This window comes from Xanthomonas sp. WHRI 7065 (assembly GCF_040203115.2).
Lineage (GTDB): Bacteria > Pseudomonadota > Gammaproteobacteria > Xanthomonadales > Xanthomonadaceae > Xanthomonas > Xanthomonas arboricola.
In genome coordinates this window covers 594,954-617,038 of record NZ_CP168194.1, presented here as the reverse complement: position 1 = coordinate 617,038, position 22,085 = coordinate 594,954, and the positions used below count along the sequence as shown (strand labels likewise).

At 64.9% G+C, this 22,085-nt stretch carries 24 protein-coding genes; 13 read left to right on the top strand and 11 right to left on the bottom strand.

Going from position 1 to position 22,085, the window contains the following annotated elements; translation table 11 throughout:
- The first annotated feature begins 148 nt into the window (after positions 1–148).
- Positions 149–544, top strand: coding sequence for a XopA/Hpa1 family type III secretion system protein (xopA, locus tag ABQY64_RS02660; protein ID WP_039517013.1), 396 nt, complete (start codon positions 149–151; stop codon positions 542–544).
- Positions 545–620: 76 nt separating this feature from the next.
- On the opposite strand, the gene sctC is transcribed toward xopA, so the two are convergent.
- The 9 genes from sctC to ABQY64_RS02615 all read right to left on the bottom strand — a co-directional run bounded on the left by sctC (position 621) and on the right by ABQY64_RS02615 (position 8,254).
- Positions 621–2,447: a type III secretion system outer membrane ring subunit SctC gene (gene sctC, locus ABQY64_RS02655; RefSeq protein WP_104596164.1), complete on the bottom strand. Its 1,827-nt coding sequence runs from the start codon at positions 2,445–2,447 to the stop codon at positions 621–623.
- 174 nt (positions 2,448–2,621) lie between these two features.
- Entirely contained in the window at positions 2,622–3,452 is an 831-nt protein-coding gene (sctT, locus tag ABQY64_RS02650) for a type III secretion system export apparatus subunit SctT (protein ID WP_349779764.1), read from the bottom strand.
- Positions 3,449–3,958, bottom strand: a complete 510-nt coding sequence (locus ABQY64_RS02645) for a type III secretion protein HrpB7 (RefSeq protein ID WP_104596162.1) — start codon at positions 3,956–3,958, stop codon at positions 3,449–3,451. The genes sctT and ABQY64_RS02645 overlap by 4 nt, the downstream gene beginning before the upstream one ends.
- Complete coding sequence (sctN, locus tag ABQY64_RS02640; RefSeq protein WP_104596160.1) at positions 3,951–5,279, bottom strand: type III secretion system ATPase SctN; 1,329 nt, start codon at positions 5,277–5,279, stop codon at positions 3,951–3,953. The genes ABQY64_RS02645 and sctN overlap by 8 nt, the downstream gene beginning before the upstream one ends.
- Positions 5,269–5,970: a type III secretion system stator protein SctL gene (sctL, locus tag ABQY64_RS02635; protein ID WP_349779765.1), complete on the bottom strand. Its 702-nt coding sequence runs from the start codon at positions 5,968–5,970 to the stop codon at positions 5,269–5,271. Before sctL ends, sctN begins: the two co-directional genes overlap by 11 nt.
- The gene (locus ABQY64_RS02630; RefSeq protein ID WP_349779816.1) at positions 5,955–6,584 is read right to left on the bottom strand and encodes a type III secretion protein HrpB4; all 630 of its coding nucleotides are present in this window, start codon (positions 6,582–6,584) and stop codon (positions 5,955–5,957) included. The genes sctL and ABQY64_RS02630 overlap by 16 nt, the downstream gene beginning before the upstream one ends.
- A 24-nt stretch (positions 6,585–6,608) precedes the next feature.
- Entirely contained in the window at positions 6,609–7,373 is a 765-nt protein-coding gene (gene sctJ / locus ABQY64_RS02625) for a type III secretion system inner membrane ring lipoprotein SctJ (RefSeq protein WP_104596156.1), read from the bottom strand.
- A gap of 1 nt (position 7,374) precedes the next feature.
- Positions 7,375–7,767, bottom strand: coding sequence for a type III secretion protein HrpB2 (locus ABQY64_RS02620; protein ID WP_047127965.1), 393 nt, complete (start codon positions 7,765–7,767; stop codon positions 7,375–7,377).
- Positions 7,768–7,798: 31 nt separating this feature from the next.
- The gene (locus ABQY64_RS02615) at positions 7,799–8,254 is read right to left on the bottom strand and encodes an HrpB1 family type III secretion system apparatus protein (RefSeq protein WP_104623508.1); all 456 of its coding nucleotides are present in this window, start codon (positions 8,252–8,254) and stop codon (positions 7,799–7,801) included.
- A gap of 212 nt (positions 8,255–8,466) precedes the next feature.
- Here ABQY64_RS02615 and sctU point away from each other — a divergent pair, with 212 nt between their 5' ends.
- The 12 genes from sctU to ABQY64_RS02555 all read left to right on the top strand — a co-directional run bounded on the left by sctU (position 8,467) and on the right by ABQY64_RS02555 (position 18,245).
- Positions 8,467–9,540, top strand: a complete 1,074-nt coding sequence (gene sctU, locus ABQY64_RS02610) for a type III secretion system export apparatus subunit SctU (RefSeq protein WP_104561173.1) — start codon at positions 8,467–8,469, stop codon at positions 9,538–9,540.
- An 8-nt stretch (positions 9,541–9,548) separates the two neighbouring features.
- A complete protein-coding gene (locus tag ABQY64_RS02605) occupies positions 9,549–11,471 on the top strand; it encodes an FHIPEP family type III secretion protein (protein WP_211921900.1) in 1,923 nt (640 codons plus the stop codon).
- Positions 11,471–12,106, top strand: coding sequence for a type III secretion system protein SctP (gene sctP / locus ABQY64_RS02600; RefSeq protein ID WP_349779766.1), 636 nt, complete (start codon positions 11,471–11,473; stop codon positions 12,104–12,106). The genes ABQY64_RS02605 and sctP overlap by 1 nt, the downstream gene beginning before the upstream one ends.
- Before the next feature lie 90 nt (positions 12,107–12,196).
- On the top strand, positions 12,197–13,150 hold the full coding sequence (gene sctQ / locus ABQY64_RS02595) for a type III secretion system cytoplasmic ring protein SctQ (protein WP_349779817.1): 954 nt from the start codon (positions 12,197–12,199) through the stop codon (positions 13,148–13,150).
- The gene (sctR, locus tag ABQY64_RS02590) at positions 13,137–13,781 is read left to right on the top strand and encodes a type III secretion system export apparatus subunit SctR (protein WP_349779767.1); all 645 of its coding nucleotides are present in this window, start codon (positions 13,137–13,139) and stop codon (positions 13,779–13,781) included. The genes sctQ and sctR overlap by 14 nt, the downstream gene beginning before the upstream one ends.
- Before the next feature lie 4 nt (positions 13,782–13,785).
- Positions 13,786–14,046, top strand: coding sequence for a type III secretion system export apparatus subunit SctS (sctS, locus tag ABQY64_RS02585; protein WP_016901415.1), 261 nt, complete (start codon positions 13,786–13,788; stop codon positions 14,044–14,046).
- Complete coding sequence (locus ABQY64_RS02580) at positions 14,043–14,858, top strand: 4-hydroxyphenylacetate catabolism regulator HpaA (protein ID WP_349779768.1); 816 nt, start codon at positions 14,043–14,045, stop codon at positions 14,856–14,858. The genes sctS and ABQY64_RS02580 overlap by 4 nt, the downstream gene beginning before the upstream one ends.
- A complete protein-coding gene (hrpD5, locus tag ABQY64_RS02575; protein ID WP_349779818.1) occupies positions 14,855–15,802 on the top strand; it encodes an HrpD5 family protein in 948 nt (315 codons plus the stop codon). Before ABQY64_RS02580 ends, hrpD5 begins: the two co-directional genes overlap by 4 nt.
- 10 nt (positions 15,803–15,812) lie before the next feature.
- Positions 15,813–16,055 (top strand): HrpD6 family protein, encoded by a 243-nt coding sequence (hrpD6, locus tag ABQY64_RS02570; protein WP_016901411.1) that lies wholly within the window; start codon positions 15,813–15,815, stop codon positions 16,053–16,055.
- Between the two features lie 83 nt (positions 16,056–16,138).
- Positions 16,139–16,420, top strand: a complete 282-nt coding sequence (gene hrpE, locus ABQY64_RS02565) for an HrpE family protein (protein ID WP_080715814.1) — start codon at positions 16,139–16,141, stop codon at positions 16,418–16,420.
- A gap of 56 nt (positions 16,421–16,476) precedes the next feature.
- Positions 16,477–16,959: a CesT family type III secretion system chaperone gene (locus ABQY64_RS02560; protein WP_349779769.1), complete on the top strand. Its 483-nt coding sequence runs from the start codon at positions 16,477–16,479 to the stop codon at positions 16,957–16,959.
- A 170-nt stretch (positions 16,960–17,129) separates the two neighbouring features.
- On the top strand, positions 17,130–18,245 hold the full coding sequence (locus ABQY64_RS02555; protein ID WP_349779770.1) for a pectate lyase: 1,116 nt from the start codon (positions 17,130–17,132) through the stop codon (positions 18,243–18,245).
- 421 nt (positions 18,246–18,666) lie between these two features.
- Here ABQY64_RS02555 and xopF1 read toward each other — a convergent pair whose 3' ends face one another.
- On the bottom strand, positions 18,667–20,685 hold the full coding sequence (gene xopF1, locus ABQY64_RS02550) for a type III secretion system effector XopF1 (RefSeq protein ID WP_349779771.1): 2,019 nt from the start codon (positions 20,683–20,685) through the stop codon (positions 18,667–18,669).
- Positions 20,682–21,128, bottom strand: a complete 447-nt coding sequence (hap3, locus tag ABQY64_RS02545) for an Hpa3 family type III secretion system protein (RefSeq protein ID WP_349779772.1) — start codon at positions 21,126–21,128, stop codon at positions 20,682–20,684. The genes xopF1 and hap3 overlap by 4 nt, the downstream gene beginning before the upstream one ends.
- Positions 21,129–22,085 lie beyond the last annotated feature (957 nt).

Below are 22,085 nucleotides of genomic sequence, written 5' to 3'. Positions count from 1 at the left end.
AAGCGCGCTTTCGCGTCCTTGCCGATGCATCACCGGCACCTCTTCTACCTTGCGGACGGGGCAATGCAGCGTCCCCGTTGCGACCTTGCCGTGACAGCTTTCCGGCAACCGCGATGTACCCAGTCAACCACATGAGACGGGAATCACCATGGACTCATCTATCGGAAACTTTTCCAACTTCAGCAGCAACGTGCAGACGATGGGCATCGGGCCCCAGCAAACTCAGGACTCCGGTCAGCGCTCGTCTTCGGCTGGCTCCGAGCAACAGCTGGATCAGTTGCTCGCCATGTTCATCATGATGATGCTTCAGCAGAGCCAGGGCAGCGATGCCAATCAGGAATGCGGCAACGACCAGCCGCAGAACGGTCAGCAGGACGGCCTGAGTCCGTTGACCCAGATGTTGATGCAGATCGTGATGCAGCTGATGCAGAACCAGGGCGGCGCCGGCGTGGGCGGTGGCGGTTCGGTCAACAGCAGCCTGGGCGGCAACAGCCTGGGTGGCGGTTTCAACGCCAACCTGTCGAGCATCACCGGCCAGGCCTGATCGGCACTGCGTGCAGGCTGCCGGGCCATGCGGCAGCCTGCACGTTGCAGCACCATCGACTGCCGCGATGCCCTGCTCAGGGCGAGACGATATGCGGGGTCAGCAGGAACAAGCGCTGCAGCCGCGACCCACCCTGCTGGCGATGCTTGAACAGGTTACCCACCAGTGGAATCCTGGACAGCCCGGGCACCTTGTTCAGATCGGTCTGATCGGTATCCTGGGCATAGCCGGCGATCAGCAGGCTCTGGCCTTCGTTGACGAATGCCTGGGTGGTGATCTCGCTGGAAGTGATGACGGGAATGCCATCGACGGTATTGGCGCCCAACTGCCCGTCTTCGATACGCACATCCAGGCGCATCTGCCCGTCGGGCGAGCCCGGCACCACACTCGGCAATACGCGTAGCGACACACCGGCGGACAGGTTGTAGAGGTCCGCGGATGCATAACCGCTGACACGCACGAAGGCCTGCTGCTTGTGGTCCATCACCGCTTCCACATTGTCCAGCGTCGCCACTTGCGGGGTGGACACGATCTTGGCCTTGTTGGTCTGCTCGAGCGCCGACACACGCGTCATCAGGTAACGCCCGGCGTCTCCCAGAACTGCCGTCAAGGTGCCGCCCAACGGAGCGCTTGCCCCTGCCGCCGCCGCACCGCTCAAGCTGCCGTCGTAGCCAAGCTGGCCGCCACGGCCGTCGCCGGTCTGCACATCCACACGCCGGCTGTGGAACCGCCAGTCCACGCCCAGATCCTGCATGGCGCCGTCGCGGATCTCGATGATGGTGGCATCGATCTGCAGCAGCTTGGGGCGGTTGTCGAGCTGCTGGATCAAGCTGCCATAGGCGGCCATGCGCTCCGGGCGGTCGCGGATGAGGATGGCATTGGTGCGCGGGTCGGCTTCGATCACCGGCGCGTCCGATGCCGGCTCGCCGCCGCTGCCTGCATCCACCGCCAGTGGCGCGTCGCGTCTGGCCTGGCTCATCTCCGGCCACACACTGGCCGGCGCGTTGGCGCCCGTACCCGGCAACGGCGGGCTGACCGGCACCCGATCGGACGGCGAGCCACCGCCGAACCACGATGCAGGCAGGCCGAGAATGCCGTTGCCACCGTTGCTGCCGCCGCCATTCTGGGCCTGACCGTTGTTGCCGAAGGTATTGGACGAACCGCCGCCAATCGGTTGCACCCGCCCGAAATTGGCACCCGGCCCGGGCAGCGCCGCCGTGGGCGCGCCATGCACGCCGTACATGCTGCGCAACAGGCTGGCCATGCCCGGCACCTGAACGTCCTGCCCACCGATGCGGGTGCTGTGATCGGCGGCCTGCGCGTAATGCAGTTGAAACACCTGCACTTCGGTGGCATCGCGTTGGCGCGCGCCCTGCTCGACTTGTCTGGCGATCGCAGCGACGGTATCCACATAACCCGGCGGGCCGGACACCACCGCCACGTGCGCCGCCTCGTCGTAACGGACCGGAAAGCGCGGATCGTCCAGCCGCATGCGTGCAAGCGCATCCCGCAGCGCACTGGTCGATGCAGTGCCCAGATTCAAGGTTGCATTCTTGGTTTCGTTGGCGCCCCAGATCCTGAGCACGGCACCGTCGTAATACCAGACGAAGCCGAACGTCGCAGACAGATCGTCGAGGAATTTCTGCGGGCTGGCCTCGAACTTGCCACTGAGCGTGCCGGTCACTTCCGGTGAAATCCAGGTGGTGATGGATTGGCTGGCGGACAGGTCGCGCAGCACCTCCTTGAGATCCTTGTGGTCGGCAACGTATTTGAAGCTGCGCGAATGCCACGGCACCTGCGCGGCAGTGGCATGCGACGGCAGCAGCGGCAGCAGGCTCAATAGCAACGCGGCGGCCAATGGCGCACGTCGATGGCGGTGAACTGGAGGACAGGCGTATGCCATGGCGTTCCCTCTGCGAGGCAAGTGAAAGAAGTCGATGGGGCGGCACCTGGCAGGCAGGCGTCGTCCGGGATTGCGTGCCGGATGCAGGCGGCTGCAGACACGGCGTCACACAGCAAATCCGGGGCTGATGCGGTCAGTGTAGGCAGCGCACCGCAGGCGATGTCTCAACAATGATCAATTCGCTGCGCCTCCTTTGCCGCGGATGTTGGCGGCATCGTGCAACTGCTGCTGGAAGTGGATGAAGCTAAGTGCGTCACCGGATTGCGCAATGAACACGCTGGTCAGGAACGCGAGCAGCAGCAGCGCCAGGACCCCACGGATCGGCTGGCTCAGATTGGAAGGCTCCAGCTTGTCGGCAGCGCGGGCCACAAAGCCGATGGCCAGATCCACCAGCACCAGCACCAACATCAGCGGTGCGGCCAGCTTAACGATTGCGGCCATCATGCCGTCGGTCTGCTGGATGACGAAGGATTCGGCGACCGCCCCCATGTCCGGCGTGAGCTGACTCAACGGCCACCAACGAAACGATTCGAACAGCGTACCGAGCAGCATCAGCATGCCGCCCAGCGCGTAGAAGGACACGATCGCCAGCTGCATCAACACCGTGGAGACCGGCGTGCTCTGCTCACCGCTCAGCGGGTTGGTCATCTGCACGTTGTTGTAGCCGGACACATCGTCGATCAGCAGGCCCACGCTCTCGGCAATCCAGAACACCGTGGATGCGGCAAACCCGATCATCAGGCCAATGAAGGCTTCCTTGAACACCAGCCCGACCAGGCCGGCTGCTTCGATCCTGGCCAGCGCATCGGCCGGCTGTCCGTAGGCGATGAAGGAACTGAGCACATAGATCACGCCGTTGCGCGCCATCCCCGGAAGACTGTCCTGTGCCGTGGCCGGCAGCACGAAGAACATCACGAACACGCGCACCCCGCACAACGCCAGCAAGGTCAGCAGCGACACGCCCTGGGACGACAGCGCCAGTAGCGCGGTGGCGGTGTCGCTCATTGCCGCACTCCGCGCGCGGCACGATGCAGGCGCAGCCCGACCAGAGCCTCGATCGCGTCTTCCTCTTCGGCCACGTCGCGTTGTGCCTGCCAGGCACGCTGCGCGTGGGCGGCTTTCTGCGCATACGCATCCGCCTGCGCCTGCAGTTTGCTCAGTGCCTGTTGCACTGATGCGGTCTCGTCGCGTGCGCTCTGCACCGCCTGCGTCGCTGCGACCAATGCCTGCTCTGCGGCGCGGCAGCGCTCTTCCAGCACGGCGCGGAAGCGCTGGTGCTGCAGGATCGCCTCGATGCCGATCGGCTCACCCGCGCCGGCCTTGTCGGCCAGCGTGTCATCGAACGCGGCCAGACGCGCAGTGCAGGCGCTGGCCTCCTGACTGCAACTGACGCGTTCGCGCTCGCACTGCGCCAGCGCACGCCTGCAGTCGCCCAGACGGTCCTGCATCCGCGCGTGACGGCGCGTCTTCAGCTGCTGCAATGTCGCCCAGGTGCTGGCACGCTCACGCATCGTCGATCACGCCGGCAAGCTGCTCCAGGGTGGTGTCGTAGTCGCTGAGCTGGTCGGTGGGCTGGCTGAGGAAGTCGCGAATGGCGTCGATCCTGGCGATTGCCTCGTCGGCGACCGCATCGCTGCCCTGGCGGTATTCGCCGACCTGCAGCAAGGTCTCCACCTCGTTGTACTTGGCCAGCAGACGCCGCAGCTGGCCGGCGTACCGGCGTTGCTCGACAGACACGATCTGGCTCATCACCCGGCTCAGGCTTCCCAGCACATCGATGGCCGGGTACTGGTTCCTGGCGGCGATCTCGCGCGACAGAATCAGATGCCCATCCAGGATGCCGCGCACTTCCTCGGCGATCGGATCGCTGCCGGTGTCGTCCTCGGCCAGCACGGTGTAGAAGGCGGTGATCGAGCCGGTCTCGCCCATGCCGGCACGTTCGAGCAGGCGCGGCAACTCGGCAAACACCGACGGCGGGAAGCCGCGTCGGGTGGGCGGCTCGCCGGCGGCCAGGCCGATCTCGCGTTGCGCGCGGGCAAAGCGCGTCAGCGAGTCCATCATCAGCAGCACGCGCAGGCCCTGATCGCGAAAATATTCGGCGATGGCGGTGCCGACATAGGCCGCCTTGGCGCGCTCGATGGAGGAGCGGTCGGAGGTGGCGCACACCACCACGCTGCGCGCCAGGCCATCCTGGCCAAGAATCATCTCGATGAACTCACGCACTTCGCGCCCGCGCTCGCCGATCAGCACGATCACGTTGACGTCGCACTGCGTTCCGCGCGCGAACATGCCCATCAAGGTGCTCTTGCCGACGCCGGCGGCGGCGAAGATGCCCATGCGCTGGCCTTCGCCAAGCGTCATCAGGCCATCGACGATGCGCACGCCGGTCGGCATCGGTTGTTCGATCAGGCGCCGGCGCATCGGGTCCGGCGCCTGCGCCTGGATCTGCACCCAGCCGTCGCCGGCGACCGGCCCCTGGCCATCGGCCGGCTCGCCCAGGCCATCGAGCACGCGGCCTAGCAGCGCCGACCCGACCGGCACCGCCAAGGGGCGCCCCGACCCGATCACACGCGTCTCGCGCGACAAGCCGACCAGCTCGCCGAACGGCGCCAGCAGGGCGAGATTGCGGCTGAAGCCCACCACCTCGGCGCGCTGCAACAGCCTGCCATCGCGCTGGCGCAACTCGCACACCTCACCCAGGCTGACCTGCACCCCGGCGACCTTGAGCATGGTGCCGATCACTTCGACCACCTTGCCGTAGCGGCGACCGAAGGCCAGCGCAGCCAGTTCGCGCTCGAGCGTTGCCTCCAGCAGCGGCATCTCAACCGTCATCTTGCACCGCCTGCGGCGCGGCCAGGACGCGGCGGATGACCCGCTGCAGGCTGCGCAGCTGATCGCGCAGATCGGCCTCGAACACGCCGGTATCCCATTCGCACACGCAGGCGCCCAGCGCCAGCTGCGCGTCGCCGCACAGTTCCACCGGCATGGCCCAGCCGGCGGCCGCCGCGGCCGCATCGAAGGCGCGCCGCGCGTCTTCCAGCGCATCCGGATGCACGCTCACTCGCAGGCCCTTGGCCTCGTCCAACGCACCGTCCAGCGCCTGTGCGGCGCGCGCGTACAGCGCAGCGGGATCGTGCCCATGCAGGACCTGAGCGCAGGCATGCGCGACGATCCCGGCCAGACGCTCGCGGGCGCGCTGCGCGGCATCCTCGGCCGCGAAGGCATGGCGTACGCCGCGCTCGTTCCATGCGTCGAGCTGGCGGCGCAGCCCGGCGGCATAGCCCAACCGTGCGCTGCGCTCGGCCTTGTCCCGGGCATCGTTGAGGATCGCCGCGGCCTGCTGCTGCGCATCGTCGATCAGCGCCTGCGCACGCGCCTGGGCGTCTGCCAGCGTCTGCGCGCACCGCGCGTGCACCTGTACAGCCGCGGCATCCAGTTCCAGCACACAGGCCAACGCCTCGCGGGGAATGAGGTCGCCGTCCAGGCCCACCGCCTCCTGCGTGGACCTCAGCCACAGACGCATGGCAACTCCGGCAGCAAGGTGGGAAGCGCCTGCAGGAAGGCATCGCTGGCGCCATCTGCAGCGACAGGCGCCACACGGGCAGCGCCCAACGGCAAGGACAGCGCGATCACCTTGGCGACGCAGGGGTCGGGCCAGGCGCCATCGGCCGCCAGGCGACGCCAGCCATCGCCGACCCATGCCGCCGGGTCGGCATCGCGCGGCAACAGCGGCGCTGTCATGCCGGTGACCGCGCGATGGCGCACATGGTCGAGCACTGCCTGCCCCACCCGCTGCTCGAACCAGCTCAGGCGCTCGCGCTCGATGCAGCGGCGCAGCGCCAATGCACGCGAGAACAACGCGCGGCTCATCAACACCTTGGCGAGCAGCTCGGGCGCCAGCATGACCAGCCGGCTGGCCAGCGGATCCAGCGCACAGGGCGGCATGCTCGACCACCCTGTCCAGGCCTGGACCACTCGCACACGACGCTGCGCAGGCGCACCTTCCCAGCCCGACGCAGCGACCGGGCCCAGCCAGTGGGCCACCCGGTCTGCATCCAGCGATTGCGCCAGCGCGGATACCGCCGCCGTCCCGCGTTGAAGCCACAGTGCCGCGTTGTCGATGCGTGCCTGGTCGATGCGTGACTTATCCATCCGCCGGCCTCACCCAGCATGTTTTCTGGACAACTCGCGCAGGCGCTGCCAGCCGCCCCAGCGGCGTGCATTGGCGTTCGGCCACCAGTACAGCGCTGCCGCAGCGAGCGCCACGCACAACGCCAGCACGCAGCCGGCCAGCCATGGCCACGCCCAGGCACGTGGCGGTGGCGATGCGGAAAACTGCGCGTCGCTTTCCGCACCACCGGGCACCAGCGTGACGCTGACGTTCTCGTAGGTCAGTCCTTCCACGCTGTGCATCACCAGCGTCTTGATGCTGGGCACCAGGCTGGTCAGATCGCTACCGACGCGAAACTTGATGAACACCGCGGCGCTGGAGGGCTTGACCAAAGTGGACAGCGGGTCGTTGTTGGGAAGCACGATCTCCACATCGGCCGCGATCACGCCATCGATATTCGACAAGGTCTGCGACAGCTGCTGCGACACGCCGTAGATGAAGCGCACGCGTTCTTCAGTGGGTGTGGAAATCAGGCCGTCCTTCTTGAACATCTCGCCAAGATTGGCGTGCCGCTCGTGCGGCATGCCATGCGCGCGCAGCACCTGCAACGCGTACGACACCTGATCGTGCGGCGCGTTGACCGCCCAGGTCTTGCCGTCGTCGGGGGTGACCTTGTCTGCATCCACACCGGCCGTCAGCAGCACGGCGAGCATGTCGTTGGCATCGTTCTCGGTCAGCCCGGAATAGAGCTGCTGGTCGCAGCCAGACAGCAGCAGTGCCAGCAGCAACACCACCAGATATCTGAGCGTTCGCATGCTATTGGTTCTTGAACAGTGTCTGCACGGCGTTCTTGCCCGACTGTGCCACGCCAACGCTGACATTGAGGTTGAAGCCGACCATCGTCAGCTCGTGCATCAACTTCATTTGCTGCGAGGCCATTTCCTGCAGGCCCATGGTCGGCGCCTGCATGCTGAAGGCGTCGATATGCTCGGTCATGGTCCGCACGCCATCGTTCTGCACGTCGACCATGCGGCTCACCATGCTCGGCTCTCCCACACGCTGCATGGCAGGTGGCAGCGGGCTGGAGGACTGCATCAGTGCCTGGAAGCGATTGACCAGCGCCTGGTTCGGCGTCGCCATCGGCGACACCGCTGACGCGGACAGGCCGGTACCGGCAGTGATCGGTGCAACAGGAGGAATGAGCGTCATGACGTGTTCCGCAGGCTGGGTGAGGTCCGGGTCAGGCGCGCAGATACTGGGCGTTGGGAACTTCCATCGGCGCGGCGGATTCTGCCGCCGCTTCCAGCTGTGCGGGTGCCGGCGTGTAGCGGCCTGACAGTGCCTTGACCAGGCCAACGGCGTCGGCATCGGCGTCTTCTTCGATCAGGCCGTCTGCAATGCCATGCCACGACGGGTCGCCCACCGCAAACAGGCAACACGCGTACAAGGCCTTGCACAACGGCTTGGAGCCTGCATCGGCCTCCAGCTCACGCAGCAGGCGCGCGCCCTCCAGATAACTGCCGCGCTTGATCGCAATCCAGGCGTCGAAGGTATCCAGCGCCTTCAGCTCCGGCCGCAGCACCCGCACGGCGGCCAGCACCGCTGCGGCTTCTTCGAGTTTTTCGTGGGTCAGCCCGACCGTGATCAGTTCAATCAGCCCACTCACGACCGCACCGGGACATTCGATGTTTTCCATACCGCACCTCGTCATTCAATGGCTGTGGACAGCATGCGTGCGTAACGTACGCGTCGGCGCCAACCAAGACTTTTCAGAAGCGAACATCGGAATACCATCGCGAACAAACACAGCGTGCTTCGTCCACCCATGCACACGTTCGCCCTGGAAGCGGATCGCCTGGCGATGGCTCGACCAGAATCGGCGCGCAGCAACAGCGGCCGGAGATCGCCATGTCGGATGAGAAGACCGAGAAGCCGACCGAAAAAAAACTACAGGATGCGCGCAGGGATGGAGAAATCCCGGTCAGCCCGGATGTCACTGCCGCCGCCGTGCTGCTGGCCGCGTTGTTGGTGATGAAACTGGCAGGCAGCTATTTTGTCGAACACCTGCACGCCTTGCTGTCGATCGGTCTCGATTTCAGCGCCAATACGCGCGATGCCACCGCCTTGAATCGTGCGCTCGGTCGCATCGGCATCCAGGGATTGATGCTGACGCTGCCCTTCGTGGTCGCGTGCCTGGCCGCCGGATTGATCGGCAGCTTCCTGCAGACCGGGCTCAATGCCTCGCTCAAACCGGTCACGCCCAAGTTCGATTCGCTCAACCCCGTGAACGGCGTCAAGAAACTCTTTTCGTTGCGTAGTCTCATCAACCTGCTGAAGCTGGGCATCAAGGCCGCGGTGATCGGCGTGGTGCTGTGGTACGGCCTGCGCGCACTGATGCCGACGATCATCGGGCTGGCCTACCAGCCAACGCCCGACATCGCCCAGATCGGCTGGCGTGCGTTGGGCATTCTGTGCGCGCTGGCGGTACTGGTGTTCGTGCTGGTGGGCGCGGCCGACTGGAGCGTGCAGCATTGGCTGTTCATTCGCGACAAACGCATGAGCAAGGACGAGCAGAAGCGCGAACACAAGGACAGCGAAGGCGACCCGGAACTGAAGGGAAAGCGCAAGGAATTCGCCAAGGAACTGGTCTTCGGCGATCCACGCGAGCGCGTCGCCAAGGCCAAGGTGATGGTGGTCAACCCGACCCATTACGCCGTCGCGCTCGCCTACGAACCAGACGGCTTCGGTCTGCCGCAAGTGGTTGCCAAGGGCGTGGACGACGGTGCGCTGGAACTGCGTGCCTATGCGCACAACCAGGGCATTCCGATCGTGGCGAACCCGCCCTTGGCGCGTGCGCTGCATCAGGTCGAACTGGGCGAGGCGGTGCCTGAAGCGCTGTTCGAAACGGTGGCGGTGGTGCTGCGCTGGGTCGATGCGCTGGGCCGCGACAACGATGACGGCAGCGGTCCGCTGCCCTGCTAGGAGATCGCATGCGCCTGACACGGTATTTCGCATACACCGGTGAAGTGGCGATCGCCGCCCTGGTGGTGGCGGTCATCGGCCTGATGATCCTGCCACTGCCCACCCCGCTGATCGACACGCTGCTGGGCATCAACATCACCCTCAGCGTGGTGCTGCTGATGGTCACGATGTATGTGCCCGACTCGATCTCACTGTCGTCGTTTCCCTCGTTGCTGCTGTTCACCACGCTGCTACGGCTGTCGTTGAACATCGCATCGACAAAATCGATCCTGCTGCATGCCGAGGCCGGCCATATCATCGAGAGCTTCGGCGAGCTGGTGGTCGGCGGCAACCTGGTGGTGGGCCTGGTGGTGTTCCTGATCATCACCACGGTGCAGTTCATCGTGATCGCCAAGGGCTCCGAGCGCGTTGCCGAAGTGGGTGCGCGCTTCACCCTGGATGCGATGCCCGGCAAGCAGATGAGCATCGATGCCGACCTGCGCGGCGGCAACCTGAGCGCGGACGAAGCACGCAGCAAACGCGCGCGGCTGGCCATCGAGAGTCAACTGCACGGCGGCATGGATGGCGCCATGAAATTCGTCAAGGGCGACGCCATCGCCGGCTTGGTGATCACCATGGTAAATATCCTGGCCGGCATCGTGGTGGGCGTGACCTACCACGGCATGAGCGCAGGCGAGGCGGCCAACCGTTTTGCGATCCTGTCGGTCGGCGATGCGATGGTGTCGCAGATCGCCTCGCTGCTGATCTCGGTGGCGGCCGGCGTCATGATCACCCGCGTGGCCAACGAAAACGAGGCCAGGATCAGCTCGCTCGGGCTCGAGATCGGCCGCCAGCTCACCGGCAATGCGCGCGCCCTGCTGGCGGCGAGCGTGCTGCTCGCCTGCTTTGCGTTCGTTCCGGGATTTCCTGCGGTGCTGTTCGTGCTGCTGGCGGCGGCCGTGGGCGCAGGCGGTTATACGATCTGGCGCAAGCAACGCGATGTCAGCGGCAGCGATCAGCACACGCTGCCATCGACCAGCCGCAAGGGGGCAAAGGGTGATGCGCCGCACATCCGCAAGAGCGCGCCGGATTTCGCCTCGCCCCTGTCGATGCGGCTGTCGCCGCAACTGGCTGCGCAGCTCGACCCGGCGCTGCTGGACCAGGCGATCGAGAGCGAGCGCCGGCAGCTGGTGGAACTGCTGGGCCTCCCGTTTCCCGGGATCGCGATCTGGCAGAGCGACTCCCTGCAGGACCTGCAGTACGAAGTGCTGATTCACGACGTCCCCGAAACCCGCGACACGTTGAGCGATACCGCGGACCTGCAGAAAGCGCTGGCCCAACAGGCCATCGCGCCGCTGCGTGCACGCGCGCATCTATTCGTCGGCATCCAGGAAACGCAGTGGATGCTGGAACAAGTCAGTGCGGACTATCCCGGGCTGGTGGCAGAGGTCAACAAGGCCATGCCCGCGCAGCGCATTGCCGATGTCTTGCGCCGGCTGCTGGAAGAACGCATCCCGGTGCGCAACATCAAGAGCATCCTGGAGAGCCTGGTGGTGTGGGGACCGAAGGAAAAGGACCTGCTGATGCTGACCGAGTATGTGCGCTGCGATCTCGGCCGCTATCTGGCGCACACGGCCACCGCAGGTACCGGGCAGCTGCCTGCGGTGATGCTCGACCACGCGGTGGAACAGTTGATCCGGCAGTCGATTCGCGCCACGCCGGCAGGCAATTTCCTGGCGCTGCCACCGGAGCAGGCCAACCAGCTGGTCGAGCAGGTGGAACGCATCGTCGAAGATCAGGCGCGGCATCCACTGGCAGTGGTCGCATCGATGGACGTGCGGCGTTATGTCCGCCGGATGATCGAGGCGCGCCTGAACTGGCTGGAGGTGTATTCGTTCCAGGAACTGGGTGCAGAGGTGCAGCTGCAGCCGATCGGCAGAGTGGTGGCTTGATGCGCAAGCCACCGGTTCGCCACGTGCGCATCCTGCCTGTCACCGGTAAACCGCTGCAGCCGCCCGCAGCGCCCATACCGGGGCGTGCGACGCAGCGTGTCAGCTTCATGCAACTTCGCCGGCGCCTGGGCAGCGTGCTGCCCGGATTGCCGGGCATGGTGTCGCCGGAGGATGGCGACGACACTGCGCCGCTGCCCGAAGCGGCGGATGCTGTCCGCGACGGTCACGACGCTGCGCGGCTGCAAAGCGCGCCAGCCTGCCTGGATGACGGTCATCGTGGACAGATCGCCCGAGGCGAGAACAGCGACGCGCTGGGTCGGCAGATCGCCGCCGAGTGGATCCGCACCCAACGCGCGCAGATGGCCATCCACCATATCGCGCTACGAGTGGCCGAGTTCTGCAATGCCACGCCGGTGCGCGGCGCAGGAATCTGGGAGGCATGGCTGGAGATCAACCACGACATCCTGCCGCAGACCACGCTGTTGTTGCGGCTTTCGCCAGACCAGCTATCGCTTCGCTTCGACAGCGGCTCGCCCCAGACGCGCGAGGTACTTTGCAATGGAAGAAAGCGTCTGGATACCGCGTTGAAGGCCGCGCTCAGCGGCGCGCTTCAGATCAGCATCGAGGTCGTCTAGCGCACACGCAGCAAGACAGCCATAACCAGGGACCCCGCTTTGTCAACCGAGCCGAGCCCGACGTCACCGACACGCGACCTGTCGCAAGCGCTGACCCACGTGCCCGCCGCACGCGCGCAGCTCGGCAGGGTGCTCTGCGATGCGCGTGCCGTGCAGCGGTGTGGCTTCACCGCGCAACGTCGTGGCATCCGGGCGGCGGAGGCGGCGCGCCTGCAGTTGCAGTTCGATAGCGGCAGCCTGGAGTTGCGGATCGCCGCACGCGACGACCTGGCGCCGCTGTTGAACGAAGCCGACGACGCCCTGCGTGCGGCGATCGCCGGCGTGCTGTTGAACGATTTCCTGCACGCCTTCGCAGCGCTCGGGCTGGGCACTGCCGAGGTTGTCGCGTTCGAGCGCTGTGCGGACGCAGCCGATCGCCCGGAGATCGGCATCACCCTGGGCGGCATCGACGCGATCGCAGAGACCGCCAGCCCGCTGCTGCTTGCCGCGCTGCAAACGGCTGTCGCTGCGCTGGCGACGCCATCGCCGCTGCCGGCCTGGCTGGGCGCACTGCGGCTGAGCACGCGCCTGCGCATCGGCCAGCGCACCGCAACGGCGACGCTGCTGCAAGCGCTGCGCCCGGGCGATGTGCTGCTGCACGCACTCGCCCCGGCTCCCGTGCGCAACGGCGAGCTGCTCTGGGGCATCTCTGGAGGCGCGGTGTTGCGCGCTCCGGTGGCCCTGAACCTGCAACAGATGATTCTGGAGACCGCTCCCGCCATGCAGCACGATATTCCCGAGCTCGATGCCACATCGGCCAACACCGATGTGGCGGCACTGGAACTGCCTGTCCACCTGGAAGTGGACCAACTTGCACTGTCTGTGTCGGTGCTGTCGGGCCTGCAGCCCGGCCAGATCCTCGAACTGTCGGTGCCGGTGGATCAGGCCGACATCCGTCTGGTCGTCTACGGCCAGACCATCGGCATCGGCCGGCTGCTGGCGGTAGGCGAACATCTCGGCGTGCAGATCCTCAGCATGTCGGAGACTGCGCATGCAGATGCCTGATGTCGGCTCGCTGCTGCTGGTGGTCGTCATGCTGGGCTTGCTGCCCTTCGCAGCGATGGTGGTGACCTCCTACACCAAGATCGTGGTGGTGCTCGGCTTGCTGCGCAATGCCATCGGTGTACAGCAGGTGCCGCCGAACATGGTCCTCAACGGCGTCGCGTTGCTGGTGTCGTGCTTTGTGATGGCGCCGGTGGGCATGGAGGCATTCAAGGCCGCGCAGAACTACAGCCCCGGTGCCGACAACAGCCGCGTGGTGGTGCTGCTCGACGCCTGCCGCGAACCGTTCCGGCAGTTCCTGCTCAAGCACACGCGCGAGCGCGAGAAAGCCTTCTTCATTCGTTCGGCGCAGCAGATCTGGCCCAAGGACAAGGCCGACACGCTCAAGCCGGACGATCTTCTGGTCTTGGCACCGGCATTCACGCTCAGCGAGCTGACCGAGGCGTTCCGTATCGGATTCCTGCTGTATCTGGTGTTCATCGTGATCGATCTGGTGGTGGCCAATGCGTTGATGGCAATGGGTCTGTCGCAGGTGACCCCGACCAACGTGGCCATTCCGTTCAAGCTGCTGTTGTTCGTGGCGCTGGATGGCTGGTCCATGCTGATCCACGGCCTGGTCTTGAGTTATCGGTGACGCCATGGACCATGACGATCTGGTGCGATTCACCTCCGAAGCCTTGTTGCTGTGTCTCAAGGTGTCCTTGCCGGTGGTCGGCGTTGCCGCGCTGGCTGGCTTGTTGATCGCCTTCATCCAGGCAGTGATGTCGCTGCAGGATGCCTCGATTTCGTTCGCGCTCAAGCTGGTGGTGGTGGTGGCGGCCATTGCGATCACCGCGCCGTGGGGCGCCTCGGCGATCATGCAGTTCGGCCAGGCGCTGATGCAGGCGGCGTTTCCATGATCCGGCGCATTTCGCCAGGTGCCCTGCCGCCGTCGCTGCCGAGCGCGCCCGGCGCATCGCACCACCATGCCGATGCGCCTGGCGCTGGCGCACAGCCGCTGGCGGACACGCCACATCATGGACCGCGTCTGCGCCCCGCTCCGCCGCGCAGGCGGCGACGCGGCATGCGGTCGCTGGATGGCATGGACGACGAGCTCGACGCCACCGAGCTGGAAGACGCCGAGGCAGCACGTGTCTCGGCGCTGCGCGGCCGGGTCAGCATCGCAATCGCTCAGCCGCAGGAACAGGGGCAAGGCCAGGACGATCAGCATGGCGCCGGCGCTCGCGCACACGCCGGCGATCCGCAGGCAGAGACGTGGCCAAGCGCCTCGCCGGTCCACCGGGACGAGGATGTGCGTGCGGGTGTCCAGGCAGTCATCGATCGCTATGCGGCAACGCGCGCCGGTGACCAGACGCTCAGACGGCACGCCCTCACCGCTGCGTTCGTGGAGTTGCGTGACATCGGCATTGCCCATCCGGTTGCCGCATCGCTGACCACCATGGTCTGGATGTTGATGCGCGAGCACCTGCAATCCGGCCAGACGGGCAGCTTTGCCGAAAGCATGGACACCTTGCGCAAACGCCTGGTGGAGATGGTGCACGCGCAACCGGAGCCCACACCAGCACTACGCAGCTACAACCTGCTGCTGCCATTGATGCTGATCAGCGCGGGAAAACCGCGCAGACCCGCTGATTGTGCGCGTGGCGTCACGCGTTTGAACACGCTACTGATGGAACACCAAGACGGGGCCGCTCAGGGGATTCGTGCATGACCATGCAACTTCGCATACTGACGGGAATACACGCCGGCGCGCGATTAGATTTGCAGCCAGGCAGCTATACGTTGGGCGCCGATCCCCAGGCCGAGATCCGGATCGAAGACTGGCCTGATTGCCCGCTCATCATCGAGGTGGATGCAGATGGTCAAGTTCGTTATCGCAGCGACGCGTTGCCAACGACACCGTTTGTTGCGCTGCATCCAATGCGGTTTGGTCCGTTGGTGCTCTGCATCGGTGAGGCCGCGGCCGATTGGCCGGACGATGTGGCACTGCTGGAGCGGTTGCTGTCTCCCGCCGCAACGCCGGCAACACCTCCGCCACCCAGGTCCAGGCGTACTGCGATGCGCGCAGTGGTGGGCGCCATGCTAGCGCTGGCCGCCGCGGCGCTGCTGCCCTCCCTGCTGCCGGCGTTTCTCTCCGATGCTGCTCCGGCGCGCAGCCAGGACAACCAGCTCAACCAGGTCCGGTCCGTGCTGAAACGGCTTGGCTTGCGCGAAGCGCGCGTGGAGCAGGTCGGCCCGCGCGTGCGGGTCGAGGGCCTGGTGGCGAGCAGCGCGGATGCGGCGCGCCTGCGTGCACAACTGCATCGGTATCAACATGCCGTCACGGTCGATGTGGTGGTGGTGGATGAGGTGCTGGCCACCCTGCGCGACACCCTGGCAGACCGCGATCTGAACGTTCGCTACGACGGTCAAGGCGTGTTTTCCATCGCCGGCAGCAGCGACAACGCAGAACGTGCAATCCGGCGGATTGCCGATCTACGCAGCGATCTGGGCCCGGAGATCCGCAAGCTGCATGTGGACATCACCCAGCAGGACCCGTCGGTAAAACCGCCTTCCAACTACGATGCCGCCCTGTTGGTTGAAGGACTGCATTACGTGGAGACACCGGACGGCACCAAGCACCTGACTTCCCTGCCGCAGCAAGCGGCGCCATGAGAACCACACCATGTTCGATGCCATGACAGACACAGTCACCCAGGATATGAGCAAGATCTTGCAGACCAAGGCGCTGGATGTCTCCGGCGAGCGACTGCGCAACGTCGAGGCAGCGCTGCATACGACGGCGCAACAGATCCGTGTGCACTGGTCTGCAGCGAGCGATCAGGCCGCGCGCAACGATTTCACTGTCTTGCACGACGGCATCAACGCCGCGCGCGACATCGTCGCGCATGTTGCCGGCATGCCTTGACCATCGATTTCCCTGGTCGCCTCGACCAGATAAAACGCGCCGGCAGGCGCCCCCGCTTTAATTAACTGCTAAGGAGTCTTCGTATGGCTTTACTTCCCGAAATGAGTTCATTGCACTCGCGCTTCGGCCAGGGCGTGGACAGCTTTACCGGAGGCGTTTCAAATGGAATGTCCGGTGCCGCGGCAACGCATGGGGCGAGCGGGCAGATTGACTCGCTGCTCGGCGACCTCACCGCCTCGGACGAGGATCAAAAGCGCATGAACAACAAGATCACCATGCTCAAGAACGATCTCGACTTCAACGTGGCGCTCAACAAGTTCATCGGCAAGGCCGGCGACAATGCAAAAAGCCTGGTCGGTCAGTAACGGCTTTTGACATGACGCGGGGCCGGTATGCGGCCCTGCGTCAGGTTGCATGACGGATGAGCAGCGCCCGATTCGAAGCGATCGTTCAGCAGATGTGCGAAGCACTGGACCTGCCGGATGTGCAGGCGGTGCTCAGCAGCCGCGTGCTCTGGGTAGACGGGTTTGAAGTCTATCTGCACATGCCTGCAGCCCAGACCGATGATGACGCACAGCAAGCGCCGGAAGAAGAAGCGCTGTATCTACGCATCTCCTACGGCCTTGCTCCTGCGGGACGGACCTTGACGGTCTTCCGGCTGCTACTGGAAGCAAACCTGTCGGTATATGCGCAGGACCAGGCGCAACTCGGATTGAACGATGCCGGCGTGATCGTGCTGGTCGTCCGCGTTCCGCTGGACGACGACGTCGACGGTGCCTGGATCTGCGATCTGCTCGCCCATTACGCCGAGCATGGCCGCTACTGGAACAACAACATCTTCATTGCACACGACGACATGTTCGAAGGAATCGCAACGGGAAACTATCTGTGGCTACGCGCGTGAGGTGCTCGACCTTGCCTGCAGGCTGATGCTTGCCGCGAGATAGGCACGACCCGGCAGCACGCTGTCGGAGCCTTGCGCATCCGCTGCGCCGTGTCACCGCCACGCTATCGCGCCGTTATCCCTCTCGCAGGATTTCTTCCGCCCTTCATCTCTCGCAAGGACACTCGCCAATGAACCTCGCCATCCCCTCACACACCACTGCGAGCTTACAGCCGTCCTCGTTTTCCCTATCGCAGCAGCAGGCCCTCACCGCGGTGATCATGAGCATGCTGGCCTACTGCATGCAACGCATGCTCAGCGACATGCTGCATCCACAGGATCAGCCATCCAGTGACGGCCCGCCGCCGACCAATCCCACTTCGACACCCTCGCTGCCGCCCTCGAACCCGCCCGGCTCCACCAACGCCGGCGGGCAGCACGGCAGCGGGACTGGCGATGGCAGCGGCGGCAGTGGCAGTGGCAGCAACAACAAAGGCAGCGGAAGCACCAGCGGAACAGCAGCCGGCAACGGCGCATCGCCCACCAGCCCAGGTCAACCGGCAACCCCGCCCGGCAGCGGTCAGCCGATCACGCCCGGCCCCAACGGTACACAGGCGCCCCTTCCTCCCGGCAAGGTCGTCACCGCGCCGCCCGGCGTCCAGAACAAGCCCATCGTGGTGCACAAGGGCGAGGTGTTCGACGGCAAGAACCAGCTGTACGTCGGCGGCCCTTGCCTGGGCAAAGGCAACCAGGACGAGCATCAGCAACCGCTGTTCGTGGTCGAGGACGGCGGCAGCCTCTGCAACGTCAACATGACCGGCGGCGGCGACGGCGTGCATTTCATGGGCAGCGGCAAGATGGTCAATTGCGTCAACGAGGATGTCAGCGAGGATGCGGTCACCATCGATGGCCAGGGCAACCGCGAGCATGATGCGGGGATTGCCGGCTGCAGCCCGGAGGTCAGCGGCCGGCCGAAGGTCGAGATCATCAATTGCACGTTCAAGGACGCCGCAGACAAGGTCGTGCAGGACAACGGCGCTGCCGACGTGGTGATGTCGGGCGACACCGTCGAGGGTGCCAGCAAGGTCTTCCGCACCAACGGTGGGCATACCGATATCGACACCAATCTTCAGGTCGAGAATTGCGAGTTCAATCAGGTCAAGGAAGCGGTGTTCCGTACCGACGCGCCCGGCGCGACGGTGAAGCTGGCAAACCTGAAGACCGATGCGCCCAATGAGGTGATTGCCCCCGACGCGTCCCAGGCCATCGGGGCGACACGCATCGGCTACAAGGCCTACAGCGGCTGATCGCAGCCTGCTGCGGCGCTACGCGTCGATCCTGCCCGGCAGATGCATGGCGTTGCCGCATCTGCCGGGCATCGGCGTTGGGTGGTGTCGAAATCACTGCATCCCTACGCGTCGGCTTTTGGCGCCCTGCGCCTGGCGCGCCGGTTTACGCACGCGAGCAGGACATGGGGGATTCTGATGCGCGCTCTGTCTGGTCAATGGCAACGGGGTACAACTGCAGGCCCATATGGCCGACCGTGCCAGCCGAATCCGCAAACGCCAACGGTGCTGGCCACCTGGAATGCACGGCGATGCAACCACATTGCCAGTTCCGGTGAGCGCATGGCGCACAGCAGGACCGACAACAAGCGACAGGCGTCACCGTGGTGACGCCTGTCGTTGCGGCATGCCGTGCGTTTGGATCAACTGCAGCGTCGACCACTCACGGCCGGCCATTTTCCCACTGGCGAAGTGCCTCGCTCTCGTGCAATGCATGCCTGAGCGTCGCCAACCCGGTGTCCAGGGTCTCGGTCAGGTTGTTGCGCGGTACGCCGCTGAACATCGCCGCCTGACCGGCGTGCAGCTCATCGCGCACGGTGTCGATGGTCGCAATCGAGACGGACTGCGTGTCGATCTCCGTGCGCAGTTTCTCCAGCGCATCATGCAATCTGACCGCCTGCGGCCCCGGTGCAGGTGCAAGCGGCTGCCCCTCCTCCAGGGCGCGCGCAATCTGCGCCTGTGTCGGCGCAAACATCGCGATCGCCTCGTTGATCGGCTCGGCCAATGACTGAAGCGTACGGGCGATGGTGCGTTGATGGCTGGCCGCGCTGACGGCACGCTGCTGATCCAGCCGCGTCGCCTGGGTGGTGTTGGCACCGTTCTTGGCCTTAAGCGCATTCCAGACCGTATCGTTGAACAAGGTCTGCACCGCCTGTTGCACGACCGTGGCGGTGGAGTTGGCGGCTTCGCCTGCAACGCTGCCGTTTGCGTTGCCGCCACGCAAGGGCGCAGCGATCAGGCGGCCGGCCCCGAGCGAGGCGAAGTTGGCCAGCACGTTGCTGAGCATGTGACGGCCCAGCACGTCGCGTAGCGCAGTGGTGACCGCGTTGGTGGTGCTCAAGGCCTGCCTGGCCAACGCCAGGCCTTCCTTCCCGGTCTCCAGCAGATAGTGGGGGGGGAACCGCACAGCGTCGGACCATTGCGCAGGCCGACGCGTCTTGTCCGGCAGTGCCAACGCAAACAGATTCAGCCGCTGCTGTCCGCCAAGCAGGTCGGGGACACTCATCTGGCCGGTACGCGCCACCGCCTTGCCGGTTTCGAGCATCGCCTTCTGCACGACCCCTGCCCCGCCAATGGCGAGCGCGCTCAAGCCCAGCTGGCCGGCCGGCGTGCGCGTGCCCGGGTCGTCGGAGGTTCGCCGCGCCGCGTTGAATCCCGCGTTGATCGTCGGCTTGAGCAACAAGGTGTCCAGGGACTTGTCGTCCAGGGTCGATTGCCACTGGGTGATGCCCTGGCGAAGGTCGTAGGTCTGCGCCTTGAGCTCCGCAAGCGTGGGTGCGTCGCCCTCGCCCGGGCGTGTGAAACGCTTGCCCTCGGCAGTGATCTCCAACAGGGCCGGTGGCGGATCGGGCACCAGGATCTTGGGGTCGATGGCCTGGAACCGCGGCAGGTTGGCAACGCGCGCGCGCCGGTCCATTGCCGGGATCAGCAACGTATCGCTGGTATAGGACATCAGGCCCGCCACCGCGCCGGACAGCGTCGTCGTACTCAGCGTCTCGGATCCGGGTGCACGCGCGCCGTCGTAGGCTGCGCCTGCGGCGAGACCGAACGGGGTGCGCATCGAGCCGATGATGAAGGCCCTGAGACATTCGTAAGCGATCGGCCAGGCTGCCTTTGCACCTGCTGTCTTCATGTCGCCGGCGATCTGGTATCCGGCGTCCGGCCCGAACGCCGCGATGCGTTCCTGCACGCGCGCGTCCGCCCATTCCAGATATGCGGCCTGCAGTGCCTCCTGCTCCTCCGAGGGGGCGGCAAATGGCAGGTCAACCAGGCGTGCACGTAGCTGCGCCTTCAACTCAGCCGCTGCCGATTCACTGCGCTGCGCATGGGTCGTTGCAGCGGCAGGTGACTGCGGCTCATCGACAACCGAGGACGTGGGGCTGGCCTGCGCAGTGTGAAACGATGCATCCGTCAGCTCGGAAGAATACGACGACTGCGAGGACTCCGAGCGATGGGATGCGCCATGCGAGGATTCGGCCTGCGTCGTGCCGGCGGTGACGCGACGTGATAACGGTGCGCGACGACCGCGCAGCACCGGCCCCGAAGACAGGCCTGCGAGCAGCCCGGGAGGCGAGCGCGTCTGTGGCGGGGTCACGGTGTCCTCGGCCTGCGTTGGGTGTGCGGGCGCAGAAGATGTTGCGCGGCTGCTGGAAGCGGTCCCGATATTGCTGGTGAGTTTCATGAGGCCACCTCGGCCGCGCTGCCGGCCTGCGTCACCAGCGCATCCAGCACCACACGGGCAACCACTTGCCCGCGCTCCAGCGCGGTGGCCACGGCATCGGGCGTGCGCTCGAGCAACAGCGGGCAGACACATAGCAGGCCAAGGTCCGAGAGCGTGAGCCGCCAGCCGTATTCGGTCAGCAATTGTTCCTGCAGCGCCAGCAGCGTCACCACCTCATCGCCGCCGAGCTCGCGTGCGGCCAACGGCAGGATCACTTCCGGAAACGCCGTCACTTCGCCCTGCTGCATCTGCGTGTGGACACGGCATAGCATGCCCGCAGGCCCAAGGATGGTTTCGCCTCCGCCGAGTCGTCGCGCAAGCTCGCCAGGTAACCCGAGACAGGCGCCAATGCTTAAGAAGAACGCGGTGTTCGCTGCGTGGTGATTTCCTGATTCCAACGTCATCTGAAACTCTCCGGGAAAATGCGATGAGTGGCCAATCCACCATTTCGGTAGAGCGCAGTGTCTGGCTGGCCATGCAAAGCCGGGCAAGACGCTGCGAATCACTCGCGCCGCACACGAAGTTGGTCTGGTGGAAGTCGCGCAACCGAGACCTGTGTCATACGCAGCCTATGTGTGCGGGAACGACAGATGAATCGTTTGAAAGACCGTGGGGAACGCGACGACGCGAATACTCCGCGCAGGCGTGGGCAAGCGTTTTTTGAGCAAGCGCGACATCTTGACTGTTTCGCCAGACGCGCAACTACCGCACACGCGGGGGAATATTCATCCCGGGAAATTGCTCAAACCCGGACATTGATGAGTAGGCAATGCATTGCTTCTCCGGCATCCAGGGCGTCGTGCGATCGCCTTGACTACTTGCCTGTTCAATCTTCGCACCAAGCACCATAAGTAACTTTAATCAATATAGTTAATTTACTATGTGATCCTTATTAAATATTCCAAGCTATATTTATGATTAACCAATAAGTTCAGAGAACGCGTTCACTGCAGCTTTCTCGGATACCTCCCAGACTCCCCGCGTTCGCACACAAGATGAATTTTTCGCTATCTCCCACCGAGCTGGGCAAGCACCCGTCATACTAAACACCCCCGTTAATCAAATAGGTTATGATCCGTGGGTATCTGCTGCTCTAAACAAGACTATGTTTCGAATAACTACGCCCAGTCCGACGCACAGGGCGCATCTCCCCGCTCGCCGGTTAACGCAACGGCAATAGCCTCTTCAAATCAGTTGGACGGGCACTTAGGCGAGCTGGCGGCCTTGAACCGCGGTGCGTCTAGGGTTTCGTCGCTCCGGGGGCCGCGGATTCCTCTTTCACGCGAGCAGATGGCAGTAACCAAAGTCCTGCATCGAGTGAGGGATGAATTCTACCTTCGAAGTTCAAACTTCAAATCATC